Origin of the sequence: Psychrobacter sp. NPDC078501, from assembly GCF_044900935.1 — a bacterium.
Lineage (GTDB): Bacteria > Pseudomonadota > Gammaproteobacteria > Pseudomonadales > Moraxellaceae > Psychrobacter.
In genome coordinates this window covers 463,890-485,457 of sequence record NZ_JBJDOS010000001.1, presented here as the reverse complement: position 1 = coordinate 485,457, position 21,568 = coordinate 463,890, and the positions used below count along the sequence as shown (strand labels likewise).

At 41.9% G+C, this 21,568-nt stretch carries 19 protein-coding genes; 18 read left to right on the top strand and 1 reads right to left on the bottom strand.

What is annotated here, in order from left to right; genetic code table 11:
* Positions 1 to 145 precede the first annotated feature (145 nt).
* The 17 genes from ACI2IW_RS01940 to ACI2IW_RS01860 all read left to right on the top strand — a co-directional run bounded on the left by ACI2IW_RS01940 (position 146) and on the right by ACI2IW_RS01860 (position 19,819).
* Complete coding sequence (locus ACI2IW_RS01940; protein ID WP_404692450.1) at positions 146 to 1,588, top strand: glyceraldehyde-3-phosphate dehydrogenase; 1,443 nt, start codon at positions 146 to 148, stop codon at positions 1,586 to 1,588.
* 289 nt (positions 1,589 to 1,877) lie between these two features.
* A complete protein-coding gene (gene cgtA / locus ACI2IW_RS01935; RefSeq protein WP_057759175.1) occupies positions 1,878 to 3,083 on the top strand; it encodes an Obg family GTPase CgtA in 1,206 nt (401 codons plus the stop codon).
* Positions 3,084 to 3,162: 79 nt separating this feature from the next.
* Positions 3,163 to 4,335, top strand: a complete 1,173-nt coding sequence (proB, locus tag ACI2IW_RS01930) for a glutamate 5-kinase (protein WP_404692449.1) — start codon at positions 3,163 to 3,165, stop codon at positions 4,333 to 4,335.
* 92 nt (positions 4,336 to 4,427) lie between these two features.
* Positions 4,428 to 5,564 (top strand): uroporphyrinogen decarboxylase, encoded by a 1,137-nt coding sequence (gene hemE, locus ACI2IW_RS01925; protein ID WP_379543983.1) that lies wholly within the window; start codon positions 4,428 to 4,430, stop codon positions 5,562 to 5,564.
* A gap of 137 nt (positions 5,565 to 5,701) precedes the next feature.
* Positions 5,702 to 6,769, top strand: coding sequence for an N-acetyl-gamma-glutamyl-phosphate reductase (argC, locus tag ACI2IW_RS01920; protein WP_404692448.1), 1,068 nt, complete (start codon positions 5,702 to 5,704; stop codon positions 6,767 to 6,769).
* 103 nt (positions 6,770 to 6,872) lie between these two features.
* Positions 6,873 to 7,739: a hypothetical protein gene (locus ACI2IW_RS01915; RefSeq protein ID WP_404692447.1), complete on the top strand. Its 867-nt coding sequence runs from the start codon at positions 6,873 to 6,875 to the stop codon at positions 7,737 to 7,739.
* A gap of 163 nt (positions 7,740 to 7,902) precedes the next feature.
* On the top strand, positions 7,903 to 8,298 hold the full coding sequence (locus tag ACI2IW_RS01910) for an ATP-dependent Clp protease adaptor ClpS (RefSeq protein WP_101206289.1): 396 nt from the start codon (positions 7,903 to 7,905) through the stop codon (positions 8,296 to 8,298).
* Positions 8,299 to 8,934: 636 nt separating this feature from the next.
* Positions 8,935 to 11,475 carry an AAA family ATPase gene (locus ACI2IW_RS01905; protein ID WP_404692446.1) on the top strand — a complete coding sequence of 847 codons (2,541 nt, stop codon included), beginning with the start codon at positions 8,935 to 8,937 and terminating at the stop codon, positions 11,473 to 11,475.
* Positions 11,476 to 11,655: 180 nt separating this feature from the next.
* A complete protein-coding gene (locus ACI2IW_RS01900; protein ID WP_238053193.1) occupies positions 11,656 to 12,393 on the top strand; it encodes a uracil-DNA glycosylase in 738 nt (245 codons plus the stop codon).
* A gap of 27 nt (positions 12,394 to 12,420) precedes the next feature.
* A complete protein-coding gene (gene tadA, locus ACI2IW_RS01895) occupies positions 12,421 to 12,945 on the top strand; it encodes a tRNA adenosine(34) deaminase TadA (RefSeq protein WP_227684574.1) in 525 nt (174 codons plus the stop codon).
* A gap of 189 nt (positions 12,946 to 13,134) precedes the next feature.
* Entirely contained in the window at positions 13,135 to 13,902 is a 768-nt protein-coding gene (gene cmk, locus ACI2IW_RS01890) for a (d)CMP kinase (protein WP_404692445.1), read from the top strand.
* 307 nt (positions 13,903 to 14,209) lie between these two features.
* Positions 14,210 to 15,898 (top strand): 30S ribosomal protein S1, encoded by a 1,689-nt coding sequence (gene rpsA / locus ACI2IW_RS01885; protein WP_057759193.1) that lies wholly within the window; start codon positions 14,210 to 14,212, stop codon positions 15,896 to 15,898.
* Between the two features lie 324 nt (positions 15,899 to 16,222).
* Entirely contained in the window at positions 16,223 to 16,528 is a 306-nt protein-coding gene (locus ACI2IW_RS01880; RefSeq protein WP_057759195.1) for an integration host factor subunit beta, read from the top strand.
* Positions 16,529 to 16,590: 62 nt separating this feature from the next.
* Entirely contained in the window at positions 16,591 to 16,998 is a 408-nt protein-coding gene (locus tag ACI2IW_RS01875) for a lipopolysaccharide assembly protein LapA domain-containing protein (protein WP_101206142.1), read from the top strand.
* A 104-nt stretch (positions 16,999 to 17,102) separates the two neighbouring features.
* Positions 17,103 to 17,801 carry an orotidine-5'-phosphate decarboxylase gene (gene pyrF / locus ACI2IW_RS01870; protein WP_404692444.1) on the top strand — a complete coding sequence of 233 codons (699 nt, stop codon included), beginning with the start codon at positions 17,103 to 17,105 and terminating at the stop codon, positions 17,799 to 17,801.
* 225 nt (positions 17,802 to 18,026) lie between these two features.
* A complete protein-coding gene (locus ACI2IW_RS01865) occupies positions 18,027 to 18,824 on the top strand; it encodes a metallophosphoesterase (RefSeq protein WP_227684575.1) in 798 nt (265 codons plus the stop codon).
* 158 nt (positions 18,825 to 18,982) lie between these two features.
* Complete coding sequence (locus ACI2IW_RS01860; RefSeq protein ID WP_201605555.1) at positions 18,983 to 19,819, top strand: histidine phosphatase family protein; 837 nt, start codon at positions 18,983 to 18,985, stop codon at positions 19,817 to 19,819.
* A gap of 160 nt (positions 19,820 to 19,979) precedes the next feature.
* On the opposite strand, the gene rpsT is transcribed toward ACI2IW_RS01860, so the two are convergent.
* Positions 19,980 to 20,246, bottom strand: coding sequence for a 30S ribosomal protein S20 (gene rpsT / locus ACI2IW_RS01855; RefSeq protein ID WP_010200097.1), 267 nt, complete (start codon positions 20,244 to 20,246; stop codon positions 19,980 to 19,982).
* 464 nt (positions 20,247 to 20,710) lie between these two features.
* Here rpsT and ACI2IW_RS01850 point away from each other — a divergent pair, with 464 nt between their 5' ends.
* Positions 20,711 to 21,412 carry an NAD-dependent epimerase/dehydratase family protein gene (locus ACI2IW_RS01850; protein ID WP_057759204.1) on the top strand — a complete coding sequence of 234 codons (702 nt, stop codon included), beginning with the start codon at positions 20,711 to 20,713 and terminating at the stop codon, positions 21,410 to 21,412.
* The last annotated feature ends 156 nt before the right edge of the window (positions 21,413 to 21,568 follow it).

Sequence of the window (21,568 nt, the reverse complement as noted above, 5' to 3'; positions counted from 1 at the left end):
ATCTAGGCGATTCAAATACTCTAGCGTCAATAACCCATATTGATAGTGGTTGATTATCATATTAGAGTCGCCATTTAGAGCATACACAACCTATCTATTTTACACTTCTTCATATTTTATTGATCATACATTACTGACCATAAGGATGTTTCTCGTGAGCAACGCTGATACCTTACGCCAATTACATCAAGACCACTTGAACAACTACAACAATCAAGAGCAACAAGCGATTGAGCTTATGGGGCTACTAAACAAGCTCTATAACAAGCAAGACGTACAAGTGACTTTGTTTGGCGAAACGCTAGACGCTACTTCAGTTGGTCAAATACTTGCCTTGCATCAAAAAGTAGCGCTACGCGACCATGGCGCCAAAGCTATCGATATCGCTGATACTCTAGCGATGGTAAAAGTTATCTCAGAAAACACTAATATCCAAGCCACTCGTATCGATGTTGGTCAATTGATTGCTAATGATACGGACTTACAAACCGCTCTACAGTCTATCAATAACGCTGGTGCTGTAAACGGCGCGACAGACGTTGTACTGTATGGTTTTGGCCGTATCGGTCGTATCTTGACTCGTCTGCTATTGTCACAAGCGTCAAGCGCGAAAGGTCTACAACTAAAAGCGATTGTTGTACGTCCAGCCGCTGCTGGTGACTTGGCTAAGCGTATCTCATTGCTTGAGCGTGACTCAATCCATGGTAGATTCTTAGGCGGCATTAGCATTGATGATGATAATAACGGCATGATCGTTAATGGTCGTTTTGTACAAGTTATCTATGCCAAAGACCCAAGCGAAATCGACTATACTGCTTATGGAATCGACAATGCTCTTGTTATCGATAACACAGGTATCTGGAAAGATGAAGCGGGCCTTGGCAAGCACTTACAGTCTACTGGCGTGAAAAAAGTGCTACTAACAGCCCCTGCTGGCGGCGATATCAAAAACGTCGTTTATGGCGTGAACAATGACACCGTTGGTGATGATACGATCGTTAGTGCTGCTAGCTGTACGACCAATGCGATTACGCCAACGCTGAATGTATTGAATGATGAGTACGGTATTGTAAATGGTCATGTAGAGACTATTCACTCATTTACCAATGATCAGAACTTGGTTGATAATTATCATAAAGCAGACCGCCGTGGTCGTAGTGCTGTGATGAACATGGTTATCACCAGTACTGGTGCTGCAAAAGCTGTTGGTAAAGCATTGCCAGAACTAAACGGTAAGCTAACGGGTAACGCTATTCGTGTACCAACACCAAACGTCAGCCTAGCAATCTTGAACGTGAATCTAAAAACTGCACCAGCAAGCGCTGATGCGTTAAATGAGTTCTTGCGCAAAACGGCTAACAGCAGCACTTGGCAGTCGCAGATTGCTTATACAGATTCTACAGAAGCGGTATCAACGGATTTCGTTGGTACGACTCATGTTGGTATTATCGATGCTCAAGCCACTATTTTGACTGACAACCAAGCTATCGTATATGTTTGGTATGACAACGAAGTAGGTTATAGTACTCAGGTATTGCGTTTGGCGACACAAATGGCCGGAATCAGCTACGCTCAGATTCCAGCATAGATTACTAAATACAGTAGAGCAATAACGTCATACCAAGTATAGTAGGGCTATCGTGTCATAAGATTGCGCTGTAGCAGATATTACTTTGAATAGCTTGGTAGGACTTTAACTGTCATACTTAAACACCCGATAGTCCGATTGATTATCGGGTGTTATTGTCATAATGGGCACTAAGTAAAAGTAGACTTTATACAGTGTTTATTTTGACGCAACAACATAGCAAAACCCCAAAATACAACCGTTGGTTGTAACCAGTTTCTAGACTGGATTGTGAATTAAGGAACGTAAGATGCGATTTATTGATGAAGCCGTCGTAACGGTAAAAGCAGGTGACGGTGGTAACGGAATCGCCAGTTTTCGCCGAGAGAAATATGTCCCGCGTGGTGGACCTGATGGTGGTGATGGCGGCAAGGGCGGAGATGTGTACGTCATTGCAGAAGACAACACCAACACCCTAGTTGACTATCGTTATACGCGTCGTCATGACGCCATGCGTGCTGAGAACGGCCATAGTAGAAACTGTTCAGGTAAAGGGTCTGATGATCTTTATTTACCAGTACCAGTTGGTACGACGGTAGTTGATACCGAGACAGACGAAGTATTGGGCGATTTGATTGAGATTGGCCAGACACTACTGATTGCCAAAGGTGGCGACGGTGGTCTAGGTAATACTCATTTCAAAAGCTCGACCAACCAAGCGCCGCGTAAAGCGACGTCAGGTTTTGAAGGTGAGCTAAAAGTTCTTAAGTTTGAGCTAAAAGTAGTGGCTGATGTTGGTTTGATTGGTTTGCCTAATGCTGGTAAATCGACCTTTATCCGTCAAGTCTCTGCTGCTAGACCGAAAGTGGCTGATTATCCGTTTACCACCCTAGTTCCAAACTTGGGTGTGGTCGATATTGGTCGTCATCGCTCATTTGTAATGGCAGATATTCCTGGTCTTATCGAGGGCGCATCAGAAGGCGCAGGACTTGGTATTCGCTTCTTAAAACATGTTGCGCGTACGCGTCGTCTGCTACACTTAGTTGATGTCAAGCCTGTTGATGGCAGCGACCCAGTTGAGAATGCTCGTGTTATTTTAAATGAGCTTGAGCGTTTTTCTCCTGAATTGGCTAATTTGCCGCAGATTTTGGTATTAAACAAAATCGATCAGGTTAATGATGAAGATTTGAATGCGCTTTGTACTCATATCGTCGCAGAGCTTGGTTGGACTGGTATGGTCTTCCGTACGGCAACGCTAACTGGTGAAGGCGTTGATGCGGTCAAATATCATCTAATGAATGATATCGAACTTGAGCGTGAGCGTGAAATAGAAGATCCTATCTTCGCTGAAGCACAAAAAGAACGTTTCGAGCGTTTAGAAGCTGAAGTGCGTCTGAACACTGAAGCACAGCGTGAAGCATATCGTGCGGCTCGTAAAGCGGCGCGTGAAGGCTTGGATGCGTCTGATTTTGACGACGATGATGACGATGGCGTTGAGGTAATGTACGTTCCTTAAGCTAGTATGCTTGAGCAGTTATACTTGAATTGTGAATTTAATCCCTACAATCAATTGATATGAAAAAAAAGGAGTTTATATGGCAGATGACATAGCAAACACGATGAAAGAAGCAAGATTTGTTAAGCAAACTCGCAACTTTGATATTCAGCGCGTTATTGTCAAAATTGGTTCATCATTATTAACCAATAACGGTCGAGGGCTGGATCGTACTGCCATATATGAGTGGGCAAAGCAGATTGCTAAGCTACACAAAAAAGGCGTTGAGGTACTGCTGGTATCATCAGGTGCTGTTGCTGAAGGTGTGGTACGTATGAACCTTGAGGAACGTCCCAAGAAACTAGCAGCACTACAAGCCTGTGCTTCTATTGGTCAGATGGGGTTGATTGAAACATGGTGGTCAGCTTTGATTCAGCATGGTATTCAAAGCTCGCAGCTCTTGCTAACTCATGATGACTTGTCTAATCGTAGTCGTTATCTCAACACGACGGGTGCGCTGACACAGTTATTAGAATGGCGCGTACTACCTGTTATTAATGAAAACGATACCATCACAATTGATGAGATCAAATTTGGCGATAACGATACCTTGGGTGCGATGGCAGCCGCGATGGTTAATGCTGATTTGTACATTATCTTAACCGATCAAGAAGGTGTCTTCACTGATAACCCACGTGATAATCCTGATGCTAAGATGATTCGTCAAGAGCGTGCAATGGCTGATTATTTATTTGATATTGCAGGAGACGGCGGTAAGCTTGGACGCGGTGGTATGTTGACCAAAATCCGTGCTGGACGCCTTGCTGCTATGGGTGGCTGTCCTACCGTTATCGTCAGCGGTGCTATCGATGACGTTATTACCCGTGTGGTATCAGGCGAAGCGGTAGGTACGTTGCTGACGACTAATGACGAAGATAAAATCATTGCGCGTAAGCAATGGCTAGCTGCGCATCTACGTATGTCAGGTAGCTTGGTCGTTGATGCAGGCGCTGCAAGAGCATTGACTGAGCACAATAGAAGTTTATTGCCAGTGGGCGTTGTAGAAGTGCAGGGCGGATTTGATGAAGGTGATGTGGTAGAAATCATTCATCAAGATACAGGTGAGCGCATAGCCGTTGGGCAGGTAAACTTCTCATCGAATGATGCGCGCCGCGTTGCTCGTGAGCGTACCGAACAGTTCGATAAGATCTTTGGCAGTAGCGAAGAACGTGTCGTCATGGTACACCGCGACAACCTTGCATTAACTGTATAACACTTTCATATAACCTTTTTTATTCAACTTATTTTATCCAGCACAATATCCATTGATAAATATGGATATTGTGCTGTTTTGGAGATTTGTACATGAGTGCTTCAGACGGTAGTAACTCGGTTCAGCAACAGTTTGCACCTTTAAAAAATGATAGATTGCTACGTGCATTACGTTTTGAGCCCATTGATACCACACCGGTATGGATGATGCGTCAAGCTGGTCGTTATTTACCAGAATATAAAGCCACTCGTGCTGAAGCGGGTGACTTTATGAGTCTGTGCAAAGATACAGCCCGCGCTACTGAAGTGACTCTACAGCCATTGCGCCGTTATGATTTAGATGCTGCCATTTTATTTAGTGATATTCTAACTATCCCTGATGCGATGGGATTGGGCTTGTATTTCGAAACGGGTGAAGGCCCTAAGTTCAAACATCCTATCCGTGAGCAGGCTGATCTTGATAGATTGCCAGTGCTTGAGCCAAACGATTCTCTAGACTATGTCATGCGTGCGGTAACCAGCATTCGTAAAGCGCTAAATGGTCAAGTTCCATTATTCGGTTTTTCTGGTAGTCCGTGGACATTGGCTACTTATATGATAGAAGGCGGTAGCTCGAAAGATTATCGTTATACCAAAGGCTTCTTATATAGTAACCCTGATTTTTTACATCAGTTACTAGACAAGCTTGCAACGTCAGTTATCGACTACTTAGATGCCCAAATCATAGCTGGCGCTCAAATCGTTCAGATATTTGATAGTTGGGGCGGGGCGTTAGGCCATCGTCAATTTATCGAATTTTCACACATTTATAATAAACGTATTGTCGCCGAACTAAAGGAACGTCATCCACAAGTACCTGTAGTGCTATTCACTAAAGGTGGTGGGTTATGGCTTGATATTCAGGCTGACAGCGAAGCAGATGTGCTAGGTCTAGACTGGACGATGCCGATTGATCGTGCACGTCAAGTATTGACTGAAAGTCAGCGTCAATTGACCAAAAAGCATAAAAAACTGCAAAGCAGCAAAGCTATCCAAGGTAACTTAGATCCAGCGACGTTATATGGTTCGCCTGCAACTATCCGTTCGGAAGTGAACGCCATGCTTGACCGTGCTTACGCTGATGGTGAAAAGACTGGTTACATAGCAAACTTAGGTCATGGTATCACCCAATGGGTTAACCCTGACAACGCCAAAGTGTTTGTAGATGCAGTACACGACTATAAAATTTAACAGTCAGAATATTTAGAGAGTGATTCTGTCTTTGTTCTGTATTTGTAGAATTGCATGATTTGTAGAACTACACGCATTACAGGCAAATATAGAATCTATCAGTGCATATTTAGTATTTACCAAGAAAAGGGTGTTTTATGATTTCAGCAGCGATCGTCGGTGGTACAGGCTATACGGGTATTGAGCTTATTCGCCTATTATCTGCTCATCCTGAGGTTTCTATTGATTTATTAACTTCTCGTAGCGAAGCTGGCACTCGTGCTGATGAAATCTTCCCAAGCTTACGCGGTGTGTCTGACATCGTTTTTAGCGACTTAGGTGATAATACGCTTGCTGCATTGCAAAAATGTGATGTTGTGTTTTTTGCGACGCCACATGGCGTAGCAATGAAGCAAGCTGAAGCGCTTACCCAAGCTGGCGTCAAGGTCATCGATTTGGCTGCTGATTTTCGTTTGCAGTCACTGACTGACTTTGAGCACTGGTACAAACAGTCACATGCTTGTCCTGAGCTGTTGAAAACAGCAGTCTACGGCTTACCAGAAATCAATCGCGACAAGCTTGCGAATGCGTTACTAGTAGGCAACCCAGGCTGTTATCCAACCACTGCGATTTTGGGTCTAAAACCAATTATCGAAGCTCAGAATAAGCAAGCAGAGCGTTTGATTGAGTCTCGTATTGTAATTGATGCAAAATCTGGTGTGTCTGGTGCAGGTCGTCAAGCATCACTTGCACTCAATTATGCTGAGACAACAGATAGCTTTAAGGCTTATAGCGTCGAAGGCCATCGTCATTTACCAGAGATTGAGCAGGGTGTTGCACAGTTATTAGACAGTCAGTTCGCGCATCGCATTCGCTTTTTGCCGCATTTAGTACCGATGATTCGGGGCATGCTAAGCTCTATTCATATGGAGCTGACCGATGCTGGCGCTGCTATCGATTGGCAGCAAGCATTTGAAAATAGCTATACGTCAGAGTTGTTTGTTGATGTCATGCCAAAGGGGCTTTATCCCGATACGCGCAGTGTTCGTGCTAGTAACCGTTTACGTATTGCGGTACATCAGGACAATGAGCGTGCTGAGCTAACAGTTATCGTTGTTCAAGATAACTTAGTCAAAGGTGCTGCTGGTCAGGCTGTGCAAAACATGAACGTAATGTTTGGTTTTGATGAGTCAATGGGGCTGAACTTTGCACCGATTGTTCCTTAATATCAACGACTTCATATTCCAATCATTCACATTTGCGGTGCTAGGTATTGATTATAAATTCGGCTATAATGACTTGCCCTTACCCTTAAGAGATACTGTCTAAATGCGTTCTCAGCTCGTACTACGCTTTTGCTCACAGCCAGCACGTCTATTGTGCAAAGACTTGGTTATACCTAGCTTGGAGCGCAAACAGCATTCCTTTAGAAATAATAATGTCCCTATAAGTGGTATTGCTAGCTCACAACGCGGCGCTTCTACATTGGTATTGGCACTGTTCGTTGTAGCCGTATTAGTGACAGCGGTGGTTGGGCTGGTATTTGGTCATAAGCTTGGCTACCAACGTGGCCTTCATTCGATGGAAACAGAAGCCAAGCAAGCAATTATCGATAGCACTGAAGCGACACAAGCACTAGAAGACTTGCGCCTTAGCAATAAGATAGCCATTAACCAAGCGGCAACTGCCAAACAAGAACTGGCCATCAGTTTGGCTAATTTAAAAGAACTGCGTGAAAGCCAGCAAGAATTGACGGTAGAAAATAAACAAGTATCACAGCTCAATGAGCTATATTCAGATGTCATCCGTGAGAAAGGTGGTATGCCTTTACAGGTATTAGGTGCCAAAATTTCGCCATTACCTGAAAATGCTTTTGAGTATGGTTTTGATATTGGGATGCTAAGTAGCGATGGTCAAGCCAAACGCTTAAGGCCTGTATTGACGCTACTTAACAATGATGACCTTGTAGAAGTACCACTTGATCCTGCATACCATATGATCGAAGGTATCGTTCGGATACGTGGTCGCTTTGTAATGCCATCAGGCTTTAGACCATTGCAAGCAAAACTGACTTTGCAAGCTGGTGGTCAGAAAGTAGAGCAATTGTATGACTGGAAGCTCGGTGATAGTGTGGATAACATGCTACCATCGCTCCTAGATTTACCAGAAGTTGATGAAAGTCCTATCGTACCTTAATTACCTCATGTCTTAATAAAATACTCAGTGACGATGCTGTGGTTGAAATCAAAGCACAATGACCTTAATTAGTGGTTGTGCTTTATACCATGCCTTATCGCCTGCCTTAACATTCTCTATCTTAAACTTACCTTATAATTATATTTTGATTATGATGAAAAAAATGATATCACAAGCCACGCCAACGGTTGCTGATTGGCACTTTCCCAATATGCCTGCTCATCGTGCACAAGACGGTGATACCGATGGCGAAACGTCACCGCAAGCAGATGTATTGGTCGCAGAGCCTGAAGTAGCCAAACCGCCCATGTATGCGGTCGTTATGTACAATGACAACTACACGCCGATGGAGTTTGTTGTATACATATTGCAGTCAGAATTTCGTCATAGTATGGATTCTGCAGTTGAGATTATGCTGACCATTCATAATAGCAGCAAAGGCATTGCTGGCATTTATCCCAAAGATATCGCCGAGACTAAGGCCAAAAAAGTAAATAGTCTGGCACATCGTGAAGGCTATCCATTATTGACCCAAATCGAACCGCATCAAGGCGAGTAGAGCAATTTATTCATTTCTTGTACTGATATATGGCTCTATTAAAGTTTTACCTACTGTTCCTTATTTCTAAGTAATCCTTCTTAAAGCTCACCTTTATAGTGAGCTTTTTTGACTTTTCAGTCACTCCTCTTATAAATGAACTTTGCCTTTTAAAATAGTTTTATTATCCATATAGTATTGATTTTTATAGCTAATAACCCTATCTATTAAACAGCCTGTCCAATAGTTTTAGACTAAGTATCTCCGTTGAACTTGATAAAACTCCGTCATTTCTAGCTTTTCAACTATCAATCTCTCTTTCTATCTAATCAGTTTTTCAACATTTAATATTCGTTATTAAGGTTGTCGCTACTAGCTTGTAGCACGCTTTGATACATTTTAGTCTGTGTTAATAGATTGACTCCGTCGAAGTATCGTGTTGATATAAAGAAAAGCGGCCATGGATAGTTGTGATTACTGTTGGCTGATAGCGAGATTATAGTATTTAATCAATAGTCTACCGCTCACCTTATTTATTCATGACGTCTAATAATACGAATATAGCCCTTGAACAATTCATCTATCGCCCTGATTTACTTACTAACTCATTCATAAAACTATCAATTATAAAGATAGATATAACCGTAGGAAGTTGTTATGTTAAGTCGTCATCTTGAAGTTTCTCTACGTTTAGCAATGACGCTTGCGCGCCAAAAATCGCATGAGTATCTCACTGTTGAACACTTGCTTTTGGCCTTATTAGAAAACACTCATGCTGCCAATACGTTGACTGCTTGTAATGCTAATGTCTCGGCGTTGCGTACTGAGCTTGAGGTTTATATTAATAAACACACGCCAACTATCGATGCTGATACAGAACAGTCACCGCAGCCGACTCAAAGCTTTGATCGTATTTTGCAACGTGCTATTTTTCACGTGCAGTCAATTGGTGGTGGTCGATTGGTAGAAGGTTCTGATATTTTGGTCTCTATGTTTTCAGAACATGATACCTATGCTGTCTACCTGCTTAAAAAACAGGGCATCAGTCGCCTTGAGTTAACCCAGTATTTATCACATGGTCAAGATAAAGAAGAGCCATCTGAATCACGTGGTTCTGCAGGCACTGAGCGTCGTAGTGCTTCTGAAAAGACCAGCAAAGATCCCTTAGTTGAATTTGCAACCAATCTAAATCAGCGAGCTGCTGAAGGTAAAACAGATCCTTTGATTGGTCGTGCTTCTGAAATTGAACGTGCTGCCCAAGTACTGTGTCGTCGTCGTAAAAATAACCCATTGCTAGTAGGTGAGCCTGGTGTAGGTAAAACCTCTATCGCTGAAGGTTTAGCATGGTTAATTATTAATGACAAAGCACCGAAGCCCCTTAACGGTTGCGTGATTTATAGCCTTGATATTGGCTCACTGATTGCGGGAACTAAGTATCGCGGTGACTTTGAAAAACGCATGAAGTCATTGCTTGATGCGTTAAAGAAAAAACCAAATGCTATTCTTTTTATCGATGAGATTCATATGATTATTGGTGCTGGTTCATCTATGAGCAGCAATATGGATGTATCGAACCTTATTAAGCCAGCGCTTGCTAACGGTGAGCTGCGTTGTATCGGTTCAACAACTTTTACTGAGTATCGCCAAGTATTTGAAAAAGACCATGCATTGTCGCGTCGTTTCCAAAAAATCGATGTTAAAGAACCTAGTGTGGATGACACCATCGATATCCTGCGTGGCCTAAAACCTCGTTATGAAGAATTCCATAATGTTGAGTATACGGATGAAGCGTTGGTCACAGCGGTACAGTTATCAGCCAAGCATATTCATGAGCGTTTTTTACCTGATAAAGCCATTGACGTGATTGATGAAGCAGGTGCGTACAAGCGCTTAGGCGTGGTGCCTGATGTCGATGATATCGAAGCGGAAGAAAGTTTCATTGCTGATTTAGAGCAAGATTTTGATGCGCAGATTGATGCTGATATCGAAGGTATCGATGGTGATACAGACAATGAAATGCAGGATGAAGCAGCGACTGCGAAAGCAAGCGATAGTGCTAAATCAGCAGATGGTGTGAAATTGTCAAAAGGTCAAAAGCCACCGATGAAAATCGATGTAGCTGATATCGAAGCTATCATTGCTAAACTGGCACGTATTCCACCTAAATCTGTATCGAGTGATGACAAGAGTATCCTTGAGCACCTAGATCGAGATCTAAAGCACTTGGTATTTGGTCAAGATGAGGCGATTGCTACGTTGGCTGATGCTATCAAGCTATCACGTGCAGGATTAAAAGCCCCAGATAAGCCAATTGGTTCGTTTATGTTTGCAGGTCCGACTGGTGTGGGTAAAACAGAAGTATCGCGTCAGTTAGCGAACCTGTTAGGTGTAGAATTAGTACGCTTTGATATGTCAGAGTATATGGAAGCGCACACGGCATCACGCTTGATCGGTGCACCTCCAGGTTATGTTGGCTATGATCAAGGCGGCTTACTCACCGAAAAAATCAATCAGCATCCACATTGTGTATTGTTGCTTGATGAGATTGAAAAAGCGCATCCAGATGTGTTCAACTTGTTACTACAAGTGATGGATCATGGTACGTTGACTGATAACAATGGTCGTGTGGCCATCTTTAAGCAAGTCATCGTTATTATGACAACGAACGTTGGTGCTGATAGTATCAGTCGCTCGTCAATGGGCTTCACGCAACAAGACCATAGTCGTGATAATACAGAGTCGCTGAAACGTGTCTTTACGCCAGAGTTCCGCAATCGCTTAGACGCCATTATTCAGTTCAATCCTCTAGATACGTCAGTTGTTGTATCGGTTGTCGATAAGTTCTTGGTTGAATTACAAGTACAGCTTGATGATAAGCAAGTGACATTAGAGATTGATGACGATGTACGTGACTACTTGGCGGATAAAGGCTATGACCGTCTAATGGGTGCACGTCCGATGCAGCGTTTGATTCAGGATGAAATCAAAAAACCATTGGCAAGTATGATTTTGTTTGGTGATTTGGTCAATGGCGGTGTCGTACATCTGACTTTAGAGCCTAAAGTCGATGATTCTCAAGAGAATGATACGATGAAGCCTGATAAGGTGTCAGACAAAGGCTCAGCTGATAGTCGTATTATTCTGACAGTCGTTGAAACTCATGAACCACAACCCGATTCTGAATCTCTTGCTAGCTAAGTTGTTTAATATTGATGTCACAAAAACGGCTACCGTATTACTGCGGTAGCCGTTTTTTTATTGCTATAATTCATCAACAAAGTGCACACTATTTTTTGTTAGTATGATTATTTATAGTAAGCTGGCTTTAACAAATCTATTGAACTTATAACAAGATAACAAGTATAAAAAGGACACAATATGGAACTGTTTGATGAACCGACAACCAAAACAGCAGAACAAAAACAGGCGATTTTAGACAATGTCCGTTTACCAGAAGATTGGAAAACAGCATTAGCAGATGAACTAACGTCTGAGAATATGGATAATCTACGCGCATTTTTAAAGGAAGCCTATCAGTCCGATGATAGTATCTATCCGCCTGCACCATTGATGTTCAATGCGCTTAACCTCACGCCTTTGTCACAAGTCAAAGTGGTAATCTTGGGCCAAGATCCTTATCATCGTCCAGGTCAGGCTATGGGGTTATCATTTTCTGTTCCTAAAGCCATTCCAAAGCCACCATCATTGAATAACTTGCTCAAAGAAATGGCAGATGACATTGGTATTCGGCCTTCAGCGCATGGCGATTTGACATACTGGGCACAGCAAGGCGTTCTCCTGCTTAATAGCTCACTAACTGTCCGAGAAGGCGAGCCAAACAGTCATCAAAATAAAGGCTGGGAGCAGTTTACTGATGCTGTCATCGATGCAGTCAATGAACAGACAAAGCATACCGTATTTATTTTGTGGGGTAGTAAAGCCCAGAAGAAAGGCAAGTATATCGATACGGATAAGCATTTGATTCTGACAGCGGTACATCCATCACCACTAGCGGCGAACCGTGGCGGCTTTTTTGGCACTAAACCTTTTTCTAAAACAAATGACTACTTGGTGCAGTATGGCCAAACTCCAATTGACTGGCAATTACCACAATAAATGCAAAATATACAGAATATAAGCTTAATGCCGTACCAATCTTTAAATATTCAGGTCAGCACCTTTTGGTTAGCTGAAGATGTTATATGGATGCAACAAGCAATCCAACTTGCTAAGCAAGGTGCTGAGCGTGGAGAGGTGCCGGTAGGTGCGGTATTGGTACATGATCAGCAGATTATCGGCCGAGGTTTTAATCAACCCATCAGTAGCCATGATGCTACTGCTCATGCAGAGATAGTTGCATTAAGAGATGCTTGTACGCGTTTAGAAAATTATCGACTGCCGCTACAGACTACTTTATATGTCACTCTGGAGCCGTGTACAATGTGTATTGGTGCATTAATTCATGCGCGTGTAAACAAGCTGGTGTACGCAGCGAGTGAACCGCGTGCTGGGATGGTTGGTAGTCAAATGGACTTATCATTACAACCTTTCTATAATCACAGTATTCAAGCCTATAGTGGATTATGCAGCGAGCATAGTAGTCAAATACTTAAGACATTTTTTCGTGAGCGTAGGCAAGCGGCGAAAAAGAATAAGGCCACTATGTAAACTCAAAATACTAATAAACAAGATATCAGTCTTGGTGCTAGTGGTCACGATGATTTTTTGCTATAATATTGCCCTATTTGATAGCACCCATTTCAATGGGCTATTAAAGACTTAACATACGAATAAATATTGTTTTATTAATGACATACGATAAGCGATATAAGTAACGCATATTATTGAGTAAGTATTATGACTAGTTCTACACCTGATAATGTTTTACTCAATACAGAGGATAGCCATACCTCATCAGTGCGCTACCCTGTTATTTGTATCGATGGTCCCAGTGGCGCTGGTAAAGGTACGGTCACATGGCGTCTAGCACAAGTGTTAGGCTATCAGTTGTTAGACTCTGGTGCGCTTTATAGAATTGTTGGGCTAAAAGCCTTTGAAGCGGGTTTAATCAGCGCAGATACTAGCCAACCAATTGATGAAGATGCTGTATTAGCATTGACTGAAAGCTTAGAGATAGCGTTTGTACCAAACAATGACTCAGGACGTGTAGATATCATTGTTAATGGACAAGCAGTAGGTGAGCAAGTACGCAATGAAACGGTCGGAGGCTATGCATCACAGATAGCTGTCTTTCCACAAGTTCGTCAAGCATTGCTCAAGCTACAACAAGATATGGCCACTCGTTCAGGTTTGGTTGCTGATGGTCGCGATATGGGTACGGTTGTTTTCCCAGATGCTGATGTTAAGGTGTTTTTGACGGCCAGTGCTGAAGCACGTGCAGAGCGCCGTGTGATTCAGTTATTGAATGCTGGTCAAACAGCAGATTTTGAGGCGATTTTAGCGACGATAAAAGAGCGTGATGATCGTGATGAAAATCGCAGTACAGCGCCATCGAAGCCTGCGGCAGATGCATTATTACTTGATAGCTCAGCGCTTAATGCTGATGCAGTATATGAGCAGGTTAAGAAGCATTGCCAAGATAAAGGTGTTTTTTTCACTAGCTAGTCATTTAATAGCTAGTGAAAAAAACATATTAAGTACTAAAAAGTTTCCTATTAATCATTGTTTTAGTATAAAATAATACGGTTAAGTTAAATTTTATTGAAGCCATAAGAAAAACTTAGTTTATTCAAGATATTGCATTCGATATAAGACAGTTGTTGTTAGTCAGTTTTAATTATAATGAGCTCGCTATCAACAAACGTTTTTTTATATGATTGTATGGGATATAAAACCAGTATTTCGTTCTATACAATCATAAATTTGATCCGTACTGTGCTGGACAGGATACGGCTATACAAAGGTAGACATAATGGAATCATTTGCTGAACTATTTGAAGCGAGCATTGAAGAGCAGGGCCTAGATATCGAGCGTGGCTCGGTTATTACAGGTGCTGTTGTGGCCATCGATAGCGATTGGATCACAGTAGATACTGGTCTTAAATCTGAAGGTATCGTCGCTCGTGAAGAGTTTTTAAGCGAAGAAGGCGAACTTGAAGTTGAAGTTGGCGATAGCGTTGATGTCGTAGTTGAAGCGGTTGATAACGGCATGGGTCAAACCTTGCTGTCACGTGAGAAAGCTAAACGTGTTGAAACTTGGAACTTCCTTGAAAAAATCGCTGATAACGATGAAATCGTTAAAGGTATCATTTCAAGCAAAGTTAAAGGCGGTTTCACTGTAGATATCGGTTCAGTACGCGCGTTCTTACCAGGTTCATTGGTAGATGTACGTCCTATCCGTGATACAACGCATCTTGAAGGCAAAGAGCTAGAATTCAAAGTCATCAAACTTGACCAGAAACGCAACAACGTTGTTGTTAGCCGTCGTGCAGTTATGGAAGCTGAAAACTCAGCTGAGCGCGAAGAGCTATTGAACAAGCTTGAAGAAGGCATCGAGATCGAAGGTATCGTTAAGAACCTTACTGATTACGGCGCGTTCGTTGATCTAGGTGGTATCGATGGTCTATTGCACATCACTGACATGGCATGGCGCCGTATCAAGCACCCATCTGAAGTTGTTGAAGTTGGCCAAGACCTAAAAGTTAAAGTATTGAAGTTTGACCGTGAACGCAACCGCGTTAGCCTAGGTCTAAAACAACTTGGTACTGATCCTTGGGATAACGTTGGCGGCACTTACCCAGTAGGTAGTGTTGTAAAAGCTCGCGTAACCAACTTGACTGACTATGGTTGTTTCGCTGAGATTTCTGAAGGTATCGAAGGTCTAGTACACGTATCAGAAATGGATCATACCAACAAAAACATCCACCCATCTAAAGTGGTTCAAGTGGGCGATGAAGTTGAAGTAATGATTCTTGATATCGATGAAGAACGTCGTCGTATCAGCCTAGGTATCAAACAAACTCTAGCTAACCCATGGGATGAGTTTGATAAGAAACATGAGCGTGGTGATAAAATCACTGGTACTATCAAATCAATCACTGACTTCGGTATCTTTATCGGTCTAGACGGTGGTATTGATGGTCTTGTTCATCTATCTGATATCTCTTGGAACGAAACTGGCGAAGATGCTATCCGTAACTACAACAAAGGTGACACCGTTGAAGCAATGGTATTGTCTGTAGATGCAGAAGCCAATCGTATCAGCTTAGGCGTGAAGCAGTTAAGCTCTGATCCATTCAACGAATACCTAGTCAACAATGACCGTGGTGCTATTGTTAATGGTAAAGTAAAAGAAGTAGATGCTAAAGGCGCTACTATCGAACTTGCTGACGAAGTTGAAGCTTATCTACGTGCTTCTGAAATCCAACGTGACCGCGTTGAAGATGCAACTAAGCATCTGACTGTTGGTGATGACGTTGAAGCGAAAATCATCAGTGTTGATCGTAAAACACGCAACATCAACTTGTCTATCAAAGCGAAAGACGAAGCTGAAGAGCGTCAAGCGATTAAAGATCTTGGTAGCACGAACACTACTGCTGCTCCAGGTTCTGATGCACAGCCAAAAACTATTGGTGATTTGATCAAAGAGCAAATGCAGTAAGCTGCAAACTATTGACATAAAAGTAATATAAAAAAAGCGACTTCGGTCGCTTTTTTTTATGATTAGATTTTATTAATACAGTTAGTAAGAGAGGTTTTTAGCCAAATCGGCAAACTCTTATTCCCATTTACGCTAATATCCGCTATCATTTGCACCATTGAGTAACGAGATGATAGTTATAAGCTTTTTATAGTCATAATGTGATTCTGAATGTTAATTTTCAAAGATTCAGTATATATAGTTTAATTATACAAACGCAATTACGTACTATAGAGCGTTGACTTATCATCAGCTTATCCATCAATCAACAAGGCAAGCGTAATAATGCAGCAAGCGATTAACAAATCCGAATTTATTAGTAATTTGAGTGCAAACTGTGACAACATGGCAGACACCGTGGTTGATGACGCAGTGCGTGAAATCTTAAACTTGATGACCCATACTTTAGCCAATGATGGCCGAGTCGAAGTTCGCGGATTCGGTAGTTTTTGTCTACATCATCGCCGTGCCCGTATGGGACGTAATCCTAAGACAGGTGAAAGCGTACCTGTACCGGCTAAAGCGATTCCACATTTTAAGCCAGGTAAGGCTTTACGCGAAGCAGTAAACGATACGGTAGCAAACGGTTAATTAAACCAGCACTGGCTATCTAACCGTCAAAATTTCTCATTCCAAACAGAGGTAACTGTCTCATGCGCTTTCTACTATTTGTATTGCTATTCTTGAGCTTTGCCTATTCACTTGGTTTGGTATTGGCAAATAATACTGAGGTCGGAGTCAACCTACTGTTTTCACAAGCACCTACGATGAATCTAGGGTTGCTACTTATTTTGTGTTTGATGCTAGGTATTGTTATTGGTATTTTACTGGCATTACTTATCTTTCGTGTGCTACAGAATAAGTGGGAAATCTCACGTCTGCAAAAAGCAAACGCAAACCTGCAAGAGCAATTGACTCAAGCCAATACAGTTATCGATCGTCAAGCAAGCGCGCCAACAGTAGATGAAGCTGTTTATGGTGCTTCTGCTACTAACGTGCACAATACCGATGCAACTAGCCTAACTGAAGGCTCTACTCTATCTAAGCGTAGACGAGATTAAGTCTTTAGGTAATCTTTTAGGTGCTCTGCTAAGTGACAGTTCAACGATCGCAGTACTGACCTCAAATACAATACTTTGATAACTTCAAAATATATGGTAAAACCATGAATAAAGTAATTAACTCTCCAGTTGTCGTCGCTCTAGACAATATGACGGTAAAGGCTTCTTTAGCGTTAGCTGACCAGTTAGATCCATCCCAATGTCGATTGAAAGTCGGTAAAGAGCTGTTTACGCGTTGTGGTCCTGATATCATCAAGGCATTACATCAACGTGATTTTGAAGTGTTCTTAGACTTGAAATTTCATGATATTCCGAATACCACTGCTCAAGCAGTATTGGCTGCCGCTGAACTTGGTGTATGGATGGTGAATGTCCATGCTAGCGCAGGTCTAGAGGCCATGTCGTTGGCAAAACAGCGCTTGCTAGATAGAGATCTCGATACCTTACTTATTGCAGTTACTGTATTAACCTCTATGGATAGTGAAGCGTTGATGCAAACAGGCATCACTGATAGCTTAGATACCCAAGTAAGCCGACTAGCACAACTGACTAAGCAAGCTGGTCTAGATGGGGTAGTTTGCTCGGCTCAAGAAGCAAAGGCACTTAAAGCATTATGTGGTCAGGATTTTAAACTGGTAACGCCTGGCATACGCCTAGCTGAAGACAATGCGGATGATCAAAAACGTATCTGTACACCAAGTCAGGCGCTAATAGACGGTTCCGATTGTTTAGTCATTGGTCGTTCGATCACTCAAGCCTCAGACCCTGCTGCTAAACTACAGACAATACTTCAAAGTATTTAAGTTTGAATAGATGTTAAGAAAAAAAGACAGCCTAAATGGCTGTCTTTTTACTTTTTGATGGTCAAGGAAAAGCTGCTACACTACTTAAATTTATTCTTACAACCTTTCTAAAATATAATAACTATATTGACAACGCTCATGTAGCTAAAGATCAGTAGTACTGCTATGAGCGTTTATCGCTAATTAGATTTTTAATAATAACGCCACTAAGTGATGTTGGATAATATGAAATTACAGATATTGAGTGACTTACATATTGATAGTTATGCACGTCAATCGCACCCCGTTGGACATATTCCCAAAACTGATGCAGATATAGTGCTGGTAGCAGGGGATACTGCTAATAGCGACAAAGGTATGCCGTGGTTGCAAGAACAAGCGGCGCGCTTAGAAATTCCCCTGATTACTATCGCTGGTAATCATGAATACTTTGATGAAGACGTATTGAGCTTTGACCGTAAACTGGCAACTTGGGATAACTATGATGCTGCGTATAATCAAGGCGTTCGCGTATTACAATGTCAGCATATCGATATTGGTGATATACGCCTTTTAGGTTGTACGCTTTGGACTGATTATCAGTATCATGCTAACGAAGACACCATGGCCGCTGCTCGTCATTTTATGCGTGACTATAAGCAAATCTATGCAGGCAACGAACTGTTTTCGCCTGAAGTATCTATGCAGATTCATGCCAAGCATCGTCAGTGGCTACAGCAAGCTTTGATGGAATCTCATAAACTTGGTAAAAAAACAGTAGTCATGAGTCATCACAGCGTCAGTTCGTTATCAGTATCTGAAAAATATGCCAATCTACCGAGTAATGCGGCTTTCGTTAGTGACTTGTCAGGATGGATGCACGAAGACTGGGCACCGATGCTATGGGTACATGGACATACTCATGAAGCATTTGATTATAGAATTGGTAATACGCGAGTGATCGTCAATCCACGAGCCTATCCAAATGAGGTTAGTAGTACGGCATTAGAGTTTGCATGGGACAAAGTTATTGATATTGGCTAGGACCGTGTGTAAATATCTTGTAAAACTTCATTTATTCTAGACATAGACTCTTTTGAATAAAGCGTTTTTTTTAAAGAGTGCAGAGTATTTATAAGATATATTGCAACTAGATTTGTCTGTGGTTCATTCCTGATAAGAAATCTGCTAGGCTTGCTGTCATGAGTAAATATTTGAATAACACCCTGTCAAAAATATCTGCTGACAAGCTTGCGAGTCATACCCCAAGCGCGCCTGCACCTTCGCACCTACCAAATAGCATGATCTCCTCCGTCAGTCTATTGCCTGAAAATAAGCGGCTGATTCTATTTACTAGGCACTCTTTACGCGAGCGTTCTGATGGTAATGGTTTTGCCAGCTATCAGTTACCGTTGACTCCTAAAGGACGCATACTGGCAAAGTCTTGGGGTCGTTGGTTATCAGGTCATCTACCATATTCGCTCGATGTCGATAGTATCTCTAGCCCCATTGGGCGTTGTATCGATACCGCGCAGCTGATGCAAGAGGGGGCAGGACTACGGCGTGACATTACGCATCAATCATTGTTAGTTGAGCCTGGTAGCCTCGTCACCGAGCCTGAAATAGCCAACCCTGTGTTCAAAGAAATTGGCGTCCTGAACTTTATTAATCGTTTTTTGCAAGGCAATCTCGAAGGGACTAAAAACACCTATCAAGGCGGTTTGGATATCCTGTCGCTTTTTTACCAGAATCAGCCGCAGCATGGCCATCTGATGCTTGCTGTGAGTCATGATACGTTGCTATCTGCGTTCTTAGCCGTTATGTTCGATGTGGTAGAGATTGATTGGAATGATTGGCCAAAGATGATGGAGGGCGTATTCTTATGGTTCGATGATAAGCCATTTGATCAAGCGAGCGCGCATTTTATTTGGCGAGGTCAGGTATATACTCGGCCGATTAGTTCATTATTAGACGGTTATCGTGCAGCTGGTTACCATCCTAGTAAGTTGCTATTGCCACCAGAAGTGCAGTGGAATTGATGTTTTGTTCTTAATCGCACATTGAAATGAGTTGATAGGGAAGCAATTCATTTAATACATTCTAGTAGACGTAAAAAAACCTTGCCACGGTATTAGAACCAGTGACAAGGTTTTAGTCATTACGCTATAAAAGCGAAATGCGGTCTAACCAATACAAATCTTAAGCTTGTAGGCCTTTGATTGTTTTGTTTAGGCGGCTCTTACGACGAGCAGCTTTATTCTTATGAATAATACCTTTGTCAGCCATACGATCAAGAACTGGTACCGCTTTTTTGTAAGCTTCGGTAGCCGCGTCATAATCTTTAGCTGCGATAGCCGCATCAACACGTTTTAAGTAAGTACGAACCATAGAGCGTTGTGACGCAGAGTTCTGACGACGTTTGGTGTTTTGACGGGCGCGTTTACGAGCTTGTGCAGTATTAGCCACGCGTATCTCCTTGATAAAGATAGATAAAAATATGAATGTTGATTGCAATAATGGGTTTAACAATCATCGGTGACGAGCAGCCGTCTCGTCAAATATGATGTCGATGTCTGATATTAAAGTATCTAATATGAATAGATCATCGTAAGCGTCAGAGCTGTTTGGAATAATTAAACAGCGTTGACGTGTAAAGCCGATTATCTTAGCAAATTATTGAACTAAGGACAATATATTTGATGATTAATGCTCAAAGAAGTTACGTAATATCATCGAATTTGGGTCATTCTAGTAACTAAATCAGTAGTAAGCGCTGATAGACGTAGAGGGTTGATAAAATCTCTTACAATATATCCTATATAATAGCGTCAGTTATTGAGGAATTTAGGTATGATATTCTAACGATAGACCTTGATATAGGTATTTTCTCATCAATATAGTTCATCTAATGTTATATAAGTGGATAGGGTATGCAGCGAAAAGCAATTGTGATTGGCGCAACAGGGTTAGTAGGGCAGCATTTGGTAAAGCAACTGAGTGAGCTTTATGACACATTGATTGTGATTGCTCGTCGTCCGCCACGCTACATTAATGCCAGCATGCGTTTTTATCAAATCAATGATTTTGATAATCTCTCTGAAGTGTTTGCAAGCGTTGGTGCCGATCGAACCACGGATGCTTTTAGTTGTTTGGGTACGACAAAGAAACAAGCTGGTAGTGATGAGGCTTTTCGCAAGGTAGATCGAGACTATAACGTAAATTTTGCCAAGTTATGTCGTGACAAAGGGGTAGAGAATTTCTTTTTACTCTCCTCAATGAATGCGGATATTGACAGTCGTTTTTTATACAATCGAGTCAAGGCTGAGACAGAGCAGGCTGTTATGGCATTAGATTTTGGCCAGTTGGTCGTCTTCCGCCCGTCATTATTGCTTGGTAAGCATAAAGGTCGTCCGCTTGAAAGCATTGGTCAAAAAGCCTTTAAACTCATTTCGCCGCTCGTGTCAGAGTCGCTATCGTTACATCCTATTTCTGCTAAACGCGTTGCTAGTGCTATGGCCATGAGTGCTCATGATATTTATCATCGTAGTAAATACCGTACTGAACCTCAAATCAAGCATATCGACATTATCGAAAATAAGCAGATGCTAGCGATGACTCGTGTCAAAAAATAAAGTACTTTTTTTCTAGTGACAGACTCAGTCTCAAAACCGGAAATCTATAGATATCGATTTCTAATTGCGTCAGAACAAGAACACAAGAGTAAAAAATACAATAACTATTATCAAAGCATCAATAAGTATTTGAATAACAGTCAGTTTAATCACTAA